The sequence below is a fragment of the Leptospira jelokensis genome, assembly GCF_004769635.1.
GTDB lineage: Bacteria > Spirochaetota > Leptospiria > Leptospirales > Leptospiraceae > Leptospira_A > Leptospira_A jelokensis.
The window spans coordinates 1-11449 of the sequence record NZ_RQGH01000025.1 but is presented as its reverse complement, the minus strand read 5'-3'; the positions used below and the strand labels follow the sequence as shown (position 1 = coordinate 11449).

Annotated in this window: 8 protein-coding genes; 4 read left to right on the top strand and 4 right to left on the bottom strand. The window is 34.2% G+C overall.

The genetic code is table 11. The features are described from left to right. Positions 1 to 86 precede the first annotated feature (86 nt). Positions 87 to 449, top strand: a complete 363-nt coding sequence (locus tag EHQ62_RS09940) for a hypothetical protein (RefSeq protein WP_135642410.1) — start codon at positions 87 to 89, stop codon at positions 447 to 449. A 339-nt stretch (positions 450 to 788) separates the two neighbouring features. On the opposite strand, the gene EHQ62_RS09935 is transcribed toward EHQ62_RS09940, so the two are convergent. From EHQ62_RS09935 to EHQ62_RS09920, 4 genes are all read right to left on the bottom strand, one after another. Further along, the gene (locus EHQ62_RS09935) at positions 789 to 2756 is read right to left on the bottom strand and encodes a heavy metal translocating P-type ATPase (protein ID WP_135642409.1); all 1968 of its coding nucleotides are present in this window, start codon (positions 2754 to 2756) and stop codon (positions 789 to 791) included. 68 nt (positions 2757 to 2824) lie between these two features. Further along, the gene (locus EHQ62_RS09930; RefSeq protein ID WP_135642407.1) at positions 2825 to 5929 is read right to left on the bottom strand and encodes an efflux RND transporter permease subunit; all 3105 of its coding nucleotides are present in this window, start codon (positions 5927 to 5929) and stop codon (positions 2825 to 2827) included. After that, a complete protein-coding gene (locus tag EHQ62_RS09925; RefSeq protein WP_135642405.1) occupies positions 5895 to 7211 on the bottom strand; it encodes a TolC family protein in 1317 nt (438 codons plus the stop codon). Before EHQ62_RS09925 ends, EHQ62_RS09930 begins: the two co-directional genes overlap by 35 nt. 46 nt (positions 7212 to 7257) lie before the next feature. Beyond that, positions 7258 to 7647, bottom strand: a complete 390-nt coding sequence (locus tag EHQ62_RS09920; protein WP_135642403.1) for a hypothetical protein — start codon at positions 7645 to 7647, stop codon at positions 7258 to 7260. A gap of 99 nt (positions 7648 to 7746) precedes the next feature. Between EHQ62_RS09920 and EHQ62_RS09915 the strand changes: the two genes are divergently transcribed. The 3 genes from EHQ62_RS09915 to EHQ62_RS18635 form a co-directional block, all read left to right on the top strand. Next, complete coding sequence (locus EHQ62_RS09915; protein ID WP_135642401.1) at positions 7747 to 8106, top strand: DUF3703 domain-containing protein; 360 nt, start codon at positions 7747 to 7749, stop codon at positions 8104 to 8106. 802 nt (positions 8107 to 8908) lie between these two features. Further along, positions 8909 to 11083, top strand: coding sequence for a VapE domain-containing protein (locus EHQ62_RS09910; protein WP_135642399.1), 2175 nt, complete (start codon positions 8909 to 8911; stop codon positions 11081 to 11083). After that, positions 11080 to 11449: hypothetical protein (locus tag EHQ62_RS18635; protein ID WP_208720661.1), on the top strand; the 370-nt coding region annotated here is incomplete at its 3' end. The genes EHQ62_RS09910 and EHQ62_RS18635, both read left to right, overlap by 4 nt.

The following is an 11449-nucleotide window of genomic DNA, read 5'->3' as shown; positions in this document are numbered from 1 at the left end:
CCTTTTTTTTACATCCTCTATTGACAGTGGAGTATAGTCAATGGTTTAGACTGAGGTAAATATTTAATAAAAGGAAAATTAGAATAATGACCTTAGAAAATAGACTTTTAGCTTTAATTAAAAAATTCGGAATTTTAGGAATAGGTTTATGTGGGCTTTGTTGCCTAGCTCCAGTATTTTTTGCATTACTAGGAATATCCTCATTAACCTGGCTATTTATGTTATCAGAAAAAATTGGAATAATTAGCATTCTGATTTCTTTGCTTTTGCTAGGTGCTTGGGTATTAAAACGTAAATTAGGTAAATCTTGTTCAGTTGACTGTTCCTGTAAGCCTGAAGCGAAAACCAATTTATTTCAAGAAACTGTCAAAATAGATACAGACCCTTCCCTGCCAGTTTCCTGCACACTACCTTCGAAAGACTTGAATTCAAAGAAGGAGAATGAATAGAAAACAATCAAAGATAACTTCGAGGATGAAATAGAATTGAAGAATAGCTACTCCTTTTCCTTTATAAATGTGGATATTCATTCAAAGGATTTAATAAATATCATTCTTATGGAAAAAAGATTTTGTCCATTTTTGAGCGTCCACCTCCGATTTCCTTATAAAAATGAACTTATGTTTTTGGATATTTTTGGTGAAGAAGATGCCAAAGAATTTATAAAAGTGGAAATGGTTCTATGATCTGATCTGAGAATGTAATCTACAATTTTTCAATCATTGTTAATTTGAAATCTCTCTCCTGATTAAGAAAGAGAGAGATATATACGTTCAAGAGTTATTTGTTTAAAACTTTTTCATTTGCATTCTAATCGAATTCAAAATAGCTAGAAATGCAACTCCTACATCTGCAAAAACAGCCTCCCACATTGTAGCCAATCCTCCTGCACCGAGTATCAGAACAATTGCCTTAACAAGGAAAGCTAAACAGATATTCTGCCATACTATACTTCTAGTAGCCCGTCCAATTCGGATTGTCATTGGAATTTTCTTAGGTTGATCGTCTTGAATTACGATATCAGAAATCTCTATTGTAGCGTCACTGCCTAGTCCTCCCATAGCAAGTCCCACATCACTTATTGCAACTACAGGTGCGTCATTAATACCATCTCCAACAAATGCGACAGATTCATTTCTAGATTTAATCAATCTAACTTTTTCCACTTTTTCTTCTGGCAAAAGGTCTCCATAAAATTCATCTATTCCGATTCTGGTTGCGACAAAACCAACAACGGATGATTTATCACCGCTTAACATAAGCGTTCTTACATTCAGTTTGTGCAATTCCTGTATTGTAGCTGCTGAATCTTCTTTGATTTTGTCTGAAATAGAAATATAACCAACGAATCTTTGTTCTACAGCGATGGCAATGACTGTAGAATTAAAAGTAGCAGTATCTACATCATAGTTAATTTTGTATTTATCTAATAATCTGAAGTTCCCAACTAAAATTTCTTTGTTATCAATGGTAGCATACATACCATAACCTGGAATTTCTTTTACATCCTTCAATTCAAGACTATCATTGATCTTACCTACAAAGTTACAAATTGCCGTGGCTACGGGATGTGTGGATTTATTTTCTATAGCATTGACATAATCTAAAATTTTTTCTCTGTCAAAATTAGGTTCAATCTTCACTTCCTGAACTTCAAATACTCCTTCCGTCAAAGTTCCAGTTTTATCCATAACGACATTCTGAATGGAAGCCATAGCATCCAAATAATTTGATCCTTTTATCAAGATTCCGTTTTGGGATGCGGCACCAATTCCACCAAAATAACCTAATGGAATAGAGATAACCAAAGCACATGGACAAGAAATAACCAAAAATATCAATGATCTATAAAACCATTGATTAAAAATAAATTCTTCTATTAAAAAGTAAGGTATTATGCAAATAGCTATGGCAAGAAATACTACCACGGGAGTGTATATCTTTGCAAATTTACGAATGAATTTTTCAGTAGGAGCTTTTTTGTTAACAGCTTCTTCCATCAATTGTAAGATTTTAGAAAGTTTACTGTCTTTGAAACTGGATGTAACCTTAATATTAGATAGGTTACCAAGATTAATCATCCCTGCTAACACTACTTCGCCTTCTCTTTTCGTATCGGGCTTACTCTCCCCAGTCAAAGCAGAAGTATTAAAACTTGCCACCTCGGAAATCAGAATTCCATCTAGAGCCAATTTCTCACCAGCTTTGAGTTGAATTATTTCTCCTATGGAAACTTCAAAGACTTTCTTTTCTTTGATATCAGAGCCGACAATTACATTTACGATATCTGGTCTCTGATCCAAAAGATGTTTAATATTCAATTTTGCTTTTTTAACTGCAAGTGTTTGGAATATCTCCCCTACCGAATAAAACAACATGACAGCCACCCCTTCAGGATATTCCGAAAGATAAAATGCCCCCATAGTTGCGATGCTCATCAATAAGAATTCGGTAAACACATCTCCTTTTAAAACTGACTCTACGGCTTCTTTCAAGACAGGGAAGCCAACGGGAAGGTAAGCAAGAATATACCAAACAAGTCTAACCCAACCAAAAAACCATGTTGAAAAATGATAATCGAAGATGATTCCCGCACCCAAAAAGAAAAGTGACCCGATCACTGGAAAAAATATTTGGTAATTTGAACTATCCGAAGAATCCTTTTCTTTATAAGAAGACTCACTACTTACACATTCTGTTTCATCAGAACAACATGAGTTTTCTTTTTTTGTTTTAAAATTAAGCAACTTCTTCATTTTTTATAAATCCTTTTGATAAGAAAATAACACCGACTGTCGGATCGAATATAGTTCAAGTAAACTCATCATTCCTTCTCCAACCAATAGTAAAATACAGGTAAGATGATTAAGGTAAGAATCGTCGATGAAATGATACCTCCGATGACTACCGTTGCTAAGGGTTTTTGGACTTCAGAACCAAGTCCCGATCCAAATGCCATAGGTAAAAAACCGAATGAAGCAACAAGTGCTGTCATAACAACAGGTCTAATTCGACTAGTTGCACCTTCCATGGTTGCTTCTTTCACAGATATTTTTTTCTCATTACGAATCCTATGAATGGTGTCCAATTTAACGAGACCGTTTAATACAGCAATACCCGATAAAGCAATAAAACCTACAAAAGCAGATACGCTTAAATCCATTCCTCTTAGATAGAGTAACCAAATTCCACCTGTTAAAGCAAATGGAACACAGAAAAAAACAAGAAGTGCCTGCTTGAAAGATTGGAGACCTATATATAGTACAACAAAGATCATAAACAGAGTTGATGGAATGATGATAGATAATTTTTCTTTTGCTTTTGTTAGATTTTCTATCTGCCCTCCCCAAAAAACGGAATATCCATCTGGAATTTTTAGAGAATTAACTTTCAGTTTTGCTTCTTCATAAAACCCTTCTAAATCCCTACCTCGCAGATTGACAGACACCGCAACAAAACGCCTGGAACGATTCCTTGAAATCGTCATTACTTTTTCAGTTCTTTCTATGGATGACATAAGCTTTATAGGTATCATTCCTCCGTCATCCGTTCCTATATTGATATTGGCAATCTCCGATTCTTTATTGCGAAATTCTTCCGAAAGCCACATTTTTATAGGAAATCTTACTTCCTCCTCATAATAACTTCCTACCTCAAAACCACTCATTGCAGCTTCAACGGTAGTATTAAATGACGTTAGTGGAATATTGTAGTAATTAAGTTTTGTTAAATCAGGCACCAAATCAATCACTTGGGCTTTTCTAAGAGCCATGATCGGATCAAGCTCAACCTCTTCTGCTCCTTCTATTTTTTCCAAGGTATTCTTTAATGATTCCTGTAATTGAAACAAGGTATTCAAATCTTTACCCAAAATTCTTACGCTAATATCTGCTCTACTTCCTTCCAATAATTCATTAAATCGTGCTTCTAATGGTTGACTAAGCGTAAGTTCCGAGTTAGGATATTTCTTTCGAACGGTAGAATGAATTTTATCTAAAAACTTTTCCCAATTTTCTGTTTTTAATAGTTCAGGAAGAGTATCTTTCTTTAATATGATAAAGGTATCCGCATTGAATGGACCCATAGGATCATTCGCAACCGAGCTAGTTCCAATCCTAGAAAAAACACTTTCTATTTCAGGAAGTTCACCAAGCATTCTCTCTACATCTTTTTGTTCAAAAATGCTTTCCTCCAAACCAATATCACCTTCACGAACTATAACCAACATTAGATCGCCTTCCGTAAGTTTTGGCAAAAAGACAGTTCCAAGTCGGAAATAAACAATACCAGTAAGAATGAAAAAAACAATGGAACTAATAATGAGTGTTTTCGGTTTTTCTAAAATCTTTGGCAAAAAGCCTCTATATGCCTCAATGATTTTGCTTTCCTTTGTGGAATGATTGGCTTTTAAATTCGGTGTAATAAAAAAAACCAAAAGAGGGGGAAGGAAAAATATAGCTAGAAAAAGACTGAATATTAATGCCAAAATCACAGTCTCAGCCATTGGTCGGAACATTTTACCAGGTATACCATCCATACTTAAAATAGGAAGATACACTAGTATAATTACTATCACACCGAATGAAACTGGCTTTAAAACTTCTATGGAGGATTTTAAAATGATTTTTACTTTTTCCTCTTTAGTAGTATAAACTTCCTTTTCAAATCTCGATAAAACACTTTCGGTAATTACTATGGAGGCATCTACCAAGAGACCGAAGTCGATTGCTCCCAAACTCATTAGGTTAGCAGAAATTCCAAAGTAATTCATACAAAGTGAAGCAAGTAACATTGATCCAGGGATTATAGATGCTACAATCAATGACGCTCTCCAATTCCAAAGAATAAAGAAGAGAGTAACAATAACAAGTATCGCCCCTTCTATTAGGTTTTTTAATACTGTATGGATCGTTGAATTGATCAAAAAGGATCGTTCTAAAAGAACTTTGACCACTACGTCTTCAGGTAGATCAAGTCTAGTTATTGCTTGATTCAGTTCTTCGTTTATTTTATAACTATTTTCTCCCCGTAACATAAGAGCTGTTCCAAGAACTATTTCCCTTCCTCCCGAAGAAGCTCCTCCTAGTCGAAACCTTCCGTGTTCATTCACTTTAGCAATATCGGAGATAGAGATGGATTCACCAAAGGATGTTCTTCTGACTGGAATCTTGGATATTTCCGTTAAATTCTTTTTCAAACCATAAGTTCTTACAATGGCAATCTTACCATTTTCTTCAATGACTCCTCCTCCAAAATTTTCACCTAACGTTGATATTGTTGCAATCAACTGATCAATCGTGATTCCCCTCTGATTCATTTTTGAAGGAATCAAATCAATATGTATCTCCTTCTCATAACCTCCATTTGAATCCACTTCGACAATACCTGGAACGAAAGCTTTTAATTGAGGACGAACCGTATAATCCTGAACCGTCCGAAGGTATAACAATCTATCTTTATCTGCAAACTGTTCTAATTTAGAACCTGGCTTTGCTTCTACAGAGTAAAAGAAGATTTCACCAAGTCCCGTAGCATTCGGAGTAATTTCAGGAGAAAGTCCATTTGGTAACCGATCTTTCGCACTAGATATTCTTTCAGACACCATATTGCGAGCTAGATAAATATCAGTGCCTTCTTTAAAGATCAAAGAAATATTGGAAAGACCGAATTTTGAAACAGAACGAACATCAATCAAATTAGGCAGACCCAACAACTCGGTTTCAAGTGGAAAAGTAACAAGCTTTTCCACCTGCTCAGGATCAAGTGATCTAGTGTTGGTAGTTACTATAACTTGAACATTCGTAATATCAGGAACCGCATCGATAGAAATTTCTTTTAAACCAAAAAATGCATAAACAAAAAGAAATAAAATGATGCCTAAATATAAAATGGCATTATTTAAAATTGTATTCAAAAGTCTGGTTAACATTCTTTAATACTCCTACGATATCTTTTTCATTCGTTATATATAAAAGATTTAAAAAAGCTTCTATATGAGTTAGTTGGGCATCTAAAATAGCATGATGCGTCTCATGAAGTTGATTTTCTAATTCCAAGTAGCTGATTAGCTGAACACGAGCTTTGGTAAACTCCAGATCAGCAAAATTCAAATCTCTTTCAATTTCATCCAATTTGGATAAATTAAATAATCTAAGATTTAATTTCGCTTGTTCATAATCAAGATATGCTTGGTTAAAAGTCATGCGAATCAAATCTTCCTGGTAGGAAAGTTTCTTGGCTTTAGCTTCCAAGTTAGTTTCCGCCGAACCGACCTTATTCTGATATTGATCCCACACAGGGACTCTGAATTTCAATCCAAGATCAAAGAAACGGTTGGATACTCCCGAACGGTCTTCTCCTATTTGGCTGACTAGTGCATAATCTGGGTATTTTTCCAAATTTGCTATCCGAAGCTCTGTTTTTGCTTTTTCAATTTCCCCTTTTGCCGCAAGAATCATAGGATTTTGATTCATAGATTTTTTAAGAAGTTCAGCTTGATCAAACTTGATACCGTCGTTAAAAAATGGTAGAAATAGAATAGGAGCTGATTCCATTCGTAAAAAGAAATTCATTGATTCAAAATTTTTGGAAGCATCCAATTCCAAATCGTTAAAATGCTTTTTCAAACCTAATAGTCTTCTTTCTATTATGAATAAATCTGTCTTAGCTTGAGGGGTGATAAATGGTCTTGCCTTTATATAAGTTTCCATCTTGGAAAGTCTTCGAATTCTTTCTTTAACATGATTTCTTTTTTTATCTGCAATAAAATAACGATACGCAAACTTAATTGAATTCAAGCGAATAGAATTATTAGCTTCCTCAAATTGAACTTCCTTTATCTTTGCATCATTATCAACAAGCAACTGTTTGAGTTCCTTTCTGCCAGGATAATAGATCGGTTGTTCAAATTGAAAGGAGTATTCCGATCCAGATTCGTTTGCAGCTCTCCTTTGTCCATAGTCAATGGTAACGGAAGGATTCTGAGTCATACCTTCCTGTTTTTTTCGATAATACAATGATTCCAAATCAGAATTCATGGACATAAGCAAAGGTGAATTCTTCTCTGCCAAAATTAAAATTTCACTTAAACTTATCTCTTTTTTGTTCGATTCACCGTAGATCAAAGAGTAAGCGACGAGAAATACGAATGTTATCCGTATAGAAATGTTTTTTATAGAAAAAGAATTCCATCTAAGAAAATATGAGTACATACAAAAAACCTCCGAGTACCAAAAGAATTCACTCTAATAACGGAGGTTAAATGATGATACGGATGGAGTTGATACTTATGATAGTATCCGAGGGGATATGGAAAAATACTTTAAAGCAAACGAACGCAGGGAAACCTTTTCTCTGGTTAATATCCTGTTTAATAAAAGATACAGTATAGTATTGAAGTAATGAGAAGAAGATTGAAAAATTTTTGAATTTATCTTTTTGAGTTAAATCCAGTGTGCCAGAATCCCATTCACAACTTTTTGAGTCATCAGCTCCTTCAGAGTTATGACATGGCTCTACATCTAATTGCAATGAAGTTGCAATCTTATCAAGATAATTCAACTCGCAAAATAAGTTGCAGCTAGATGCCAACATAGTAGCAGATATTAAAGAAAAAACCACTAGTATTTTGGCACTTACCGAACCCATATTTACATCTTCTTTCTGGCAAAAAATTGTAAAGTAAAAATTTGATTGAAAAATTTAGGAAGAGACCATTGCATTAGAGATTCAAGGAAATCGATCTAAATGAATCCAATCATCAAAGAAGCTTTTGAAAAAGAAATGCAAGTAGCCAGGGAGTTATATTTCTCTAAAAAATGGGACAAAGCTTTTACTCATTTAGAAAAAGCCCATATCCTAGGACAAAGGAATGCCATCCCTCATACCGTTAATCATTGGTGGATGCTAAAGATCGGAATTCGGAAAAAGGACAAAAAAGAAATACTAGGACAGATCATTCGGCTTGCAGTTGCTGGAATAGGATCGATACTGGGAAGAGCACCTATAGGCAATACAGGTGGTTCCAATGTTGGGATTATGACTCCGCTACCTATCTCTAGCGATATTGCTCAAATTTTTATAAAAGCAAATTTACCGATTCTGTAAATAAAGTAATCTCTAATGCCTTGCTATGAAGGTTTTATCGCCAACTAACATATTTCAAATTTTACAAGGGTTACAAAATTCCAAGTTGTGTAACCTTTTAGGTAATTAGAAATAAATCGAAGGTTTGAAATTGAAGAAAATCTCTAAATTTATATAAAATAAAATTCTAAAAAGATCAAAAATCTAAAGTATATTGTACAAAAACTAAGGAGTAGATTATTATATACCACCTTTACCACGTTTTTTCAAATTTTAAAGAGTATATACTTAATCCTATTCTTTGTCTTACACCAACCATAATCCAGAAGCGAAATCTGTGCCTGACGTGGAACAAGGTGGTATTGTTAACCCCAAAAGATTCTGAAACTTTATGTGAATATATCAGTGTCATAATACCTGTCACAAAAAGTGAAAATAGTTTTCGGAACCTCTACTAACTAAATAAGACAAAATTCAAACCTTTGGCTTTAAAATTTAGGCGGTGCTTCAATGGAACAAATACAATACAAATTAAAGGACGACGGGAATACGATTGGTATTGGTCGACTAACACTGGAGGAATCCTTAATAAAAGATTATTTCAATATAGGGGATATACTTTTAAACCCGTGTATCGAATTGAATAAGGATAATGAAACTAAAAGAATTCATTTATCAAAGGTTACGAATCAATGGATTGGTACTTTATATGCATTCGGTTTCAATTTTGGAATCAAAATCGAGACATTAAAGAATGATAAATCAAAATCTTCACTTTATTTGAAGATAACCTCCTCAAAAACTAGAGAAGAAGGTAGTTACAATGCCTGAAATTGATAAACATATTATAGAACAATATTTCGGTAATCCAAAAGCCTACTGGCGAGATGATGAATATTTTACTTTGAATCCGTTACGATTAGACAATAATGTAGGATCGTTCCATATTTCCGCCTCAAAGGGATGTTATAAAGATCATGCAACTAATGAAGGTGGTAGTGTAATCGATCTATTAATGAGTAAAGGTTTAACCAAAAAGGAAGCCTGTAAATTAGTATTTGGAGAATCATTTACTCAAAGACTAGAAAGTGACATAGACTACTACGATGAATGGTATGATGAAAACCTTAAATCACTTGGACTTCGCTTAGTAAGGAACAGAAATTTTTCAGATAGTAAACAATTCTATTGGCAACATTCTAAAAATAATGGGGCATCTTGGGAAAAAGGCAAAAATGGCATTCAACCCACATTGTATAATCTACACAAATTGGTTCCATCCAAGATCGTTTTCTTTTGCGAAGGTGAGGGAAATGCAGAGTGTGTTCAAAATATATGTATTAACCCAGATTATTCTGCTTCGACAAGTGGTGGAGCTGAATCTTGGACAAATAAGATCCAGGATCAGTCTATTCGATTTCTAAAGGACAAAACAGTTTATATATTCCCAGACAATGACGAACCAGGATATAAATTCTCTCAAAAAGTATTAAAATCTCTTCGTATAGCAAAAATCGATGCTTACATAGTTGAATTACCTGGGCTAAAAGACCTAGAGATCATTAAAAATGGAAAGCTTATCAGAGAAAAACAGGATGTTAAGAATTGGATCGAATCAGGCAAAACATTCGAAGACCTTCTCAATGCATGTAATGATGAAAAACGCAAAATAGATGAATTAGAAAATTCAGAATCTCCTCTGGCATGGAAGGATATAAAAAAACTAACTACTGGTATGGAAAAATTTACGGCATTAGATCTTGTTTTTGAGCTATTCTATCAAAAACGATACAACGTTGTACTTAACAGAGCTGAAATAAGAAAAATTGGTACTGCTGAATGGACGCCAGTTACTGATCGAATTTTCTTAACGATTTGGAAAGAAATCAATCAAAACCTAACAGATTCCATTGGTGCTATAAAAAAAGATGTTTTGGAGGCATCTATGGAGTCCATTTCGGGGAATGATTATGACCCATTCATAGACTGGACTGAGAACATTCCTGTAATCGAAGTGAAAGAAGATGAAGATTCTGAATTAAAAAAATTCCTTTCATATTTTATATTAGAAAAACCTGAGCAAAGTCAACTTTTTCAATCTGTAATGAGACGCTGGCTAGTAGCAACCTACTCATTATTAGCCAAACGGACGAAACACAATGAAATATGCCCAGTGTTATCGGGGCGACAGGGTATTGGTAAGAACCGTTTTCTTGATAAGCTTTTTGAAACCATTCCCAGAGAATATTGCTACACAGGAGCTATTCAGGCAGATAACAAAGATTCTAGAAAAAGAGTCGCTACAATGGCAGTAATCCATTTGGATGAGTTCGACAGTACGACAGGTAAAAGTGATACGTCTTCCCTAAAAAGCTTAATCACTTCCAAAGAATTCACGGATCGCCTTCCCTACGGTCGCCTTGATATTCAACTTGAGCGTCGATGTTCCTTTATTGCATCAATTAATACGGACACTTCAATCCTTATGGATGATTCAGGAAACAGAAGATTTCCTACTTTTAGACTTAATTCGATAATGCTTAATGAACTACTTCTTTTAGATACATCAAAAATCTGGGGAGAGATTAAATTTATCACAGAAGTCCTTCAGGAACCAACTACATTCAGTGAAGAAGAAGTAAAATTATTTGAAGAAATCAATGAAGACTTTAGGAAAATTGAAGCTTTTGAGGAATACGTAGATGAATTTTTCATGAATAAACCTCAAGAAGAATTCGATGAAAAAGAAATCTTAAGTGCCTCAGAAATAATAGACCAAATTCAAAGTGAGAGTATCAAACGACTTCTCACTAGAGACAAAGTCGGAAAGATATTAAAGAAAAAAAACTTCAAACAAATAAGGTCAAATGGTGTCAGAAAGTATCTTATATATAAAAAATCCAGAGAAGATCAGCATTCTCAAGCGAAACTCATCTCTCAACATCAAGACGAAATCAAGGAGTTTGAAGCAAATTGTCAATTAGGGATCGCAGTATGACATCTGAAAGCAAAAAAGTTGAATTTCTATGGCAAATAAAATATGTCGAAAAACTGGGAAGAGATGAGGCTAAGTTTGCCTCATCCTCCCAATTTAGGATTGAATACATGATTCATAAATCTCTTTGGTCTATTGAACAAAACATTCAGCTAGCTTTAAAAGAAATTTCTTTGCTTGAATGCATATATGAAACTTCCCTCAAAATAGGAAAGTTAAGTCTTTTAAGTAACACAAACATATTTCCATTTCACTATCTTCGAAAATATCTAAAGAAAGGAGATATATTGCCCTTTTGGGTATCCAAAATAAGTCACACACTACGACATAATGATGAACTTTTCTTATTTAATTTCTACAAAGTAAATA